This window comes from Sphingomonas arabinosi, from assembly GCF_036663715.1.
Taxonomy (GTDB): domain Bacteria; phylum Pseudomonadota; class Alphaproteobacteria; order Sphingomonadales; family Sphingomonadaceae; genus Sphingomonas.
In genome coordinates this window covers 1-1504 of record NZ_JAXOJN010000054.1, presented here as the reverse complement: position 1 = coordinate 1504, position 1504 = coordinate 1, and the positions used below count along the sequence as shown (strand labels likewise).

Genomic DNA, 1504 nt, shown 5'->3' with positions numbered 1-1504 from the left:
CGAGACCGTTGAAAAAGGCCTGCGCGAAATCGGCGTGGCGGATGTTTGGTGACGCCGGACACCGGAGGATGCGCCGCGTATCAGGCCGGCGCGGCCTGCCGGGCCAGCAGCTGAAGGTTGTATGCCGCGGCAGCCATGGTGAACTCCTCGGCTGCTCCGGCGAGGCCTCGCAGCTTAAGCGTTCGTAGCCCCAGGTTGCGTTTCAGGTGGCCGAACACGCGCTCGATCCGCTGTCTTCGACGCCGCGCGTGCACATAGGCGTCGGTGCCGGCAAGGGCGCGCACGGTATCGCGAGCATCCTCGCTGACGAGGCGGGTAATGCTGCGTTTCCGGCTGACGGTGCATCGGGGCTTCAGTTCGCAGCCAGCACAATTGGCAACATGGCTTCGGTATACGCGAACCTGGCTGGCGCGTTTGGTGCCGCAATAGCCGAGTGGCTTGTCCGCTGGGCAGCGATAGGCATCGGCCTCCCGATCGTAGTGGAAGGCATCACGGGTGAAGAAGGCGTCGCGCTGGCGGCTGCGGTCGATGACCGGGATGTACGGGGTGATTTTTCGGTCGATTAGCCAGCTGAGCAACGGGCCGCTGCCATACGCTTTGTCAGCCGCGAGGCTCTCGGGTGTGATGCCCAGTGTGGTGCCGGCACGCGACACCAGTGTCCGAGTTGCCGCGACCTCGGATGAAAAGCGCGCCGGCGTCGCCTCCACATCGAGGATGCAGTCGGTATCGAGGTCGAGCAGGGGGTTGATGGCGTATGCGTAGCGCGCCGGTCCGTGCTTGCAGGTGAGCGCCGCCTGCGGATCGGTCGGCGAGATGCTGGTCGGATTAACGGTCGCAGGTTCGTCAGGATCTGGCGGCAACGCGGCGTCGAGCGCCGCCAGATATTCGGCGACGGGTCGCGATATGCTTTCCCCGGCACGAAGCTCGTCTGCGGCGTCGGCCCCCTTCAGCTTCTTCTCGCGGCTGGCGTCGGCCATGATGGTACTGCCGTCCACCGCCAAGTCGCGCCCCGCTACCAGCCCTGCCGCGGCGCACCGCGCGACCACCTGCTCGAACAGCAGACGATGCAGGTCGCAGGCGCGGAAACGGCCGTGCCGGTTCTTGGAGAAGGTGGAATGGTCGGGCACCCGGTCGGCCAGATCGAGCCGGCAGAACCAGCGATAAGCGAGGTTGAGATGTACCTCCTCGCAAAGGCGGCGTTCCGAGCGGATGCCGAATAGGTAGCCGATCAACAGCATCCTGAACATCAGTTCCGGATCGATCGAGGGCCGTCCGCTCGTGCTGTAGCTCGCCGCCAGCGCCTCGCGCACGAAGCCGAAGTCGAGCAGCCCGTCGATGCGTCGGAGCAGGTGACTGGCAGGCACATGATCGTCGAGCCGGAACCCGTAGAACAGCGCGCCTTGCGTCACCTGTCGACCCATCATGCTCGTAAACCCCTGACGCCTTTCCAGGAGTGAATCACGTCTTCGTCACTGTCGCAACCAGCCGTTTTTCAACAGTCTCG

Annotated in this window: 1 protein-coding gene; it reads right to left on the bottom strand. The window is 64.9% G+C overall.

Annotated elements, in window-relative coordinates:
* Positions 1 to 80: 80 nt before the first annotated feature.
* On the bottom strand, positions 81 to 1424 hold the full coding sequence (locus U1708_RS20590; protein ID WP_151992011.1) for an IS1182 family transposase: 1344 nt from the start codon (positions 1422 to 1424) through the stop codon (positions 81 to 83).
* Positions 1425 to 1504 lie beyond the last annotated feature (80 nt).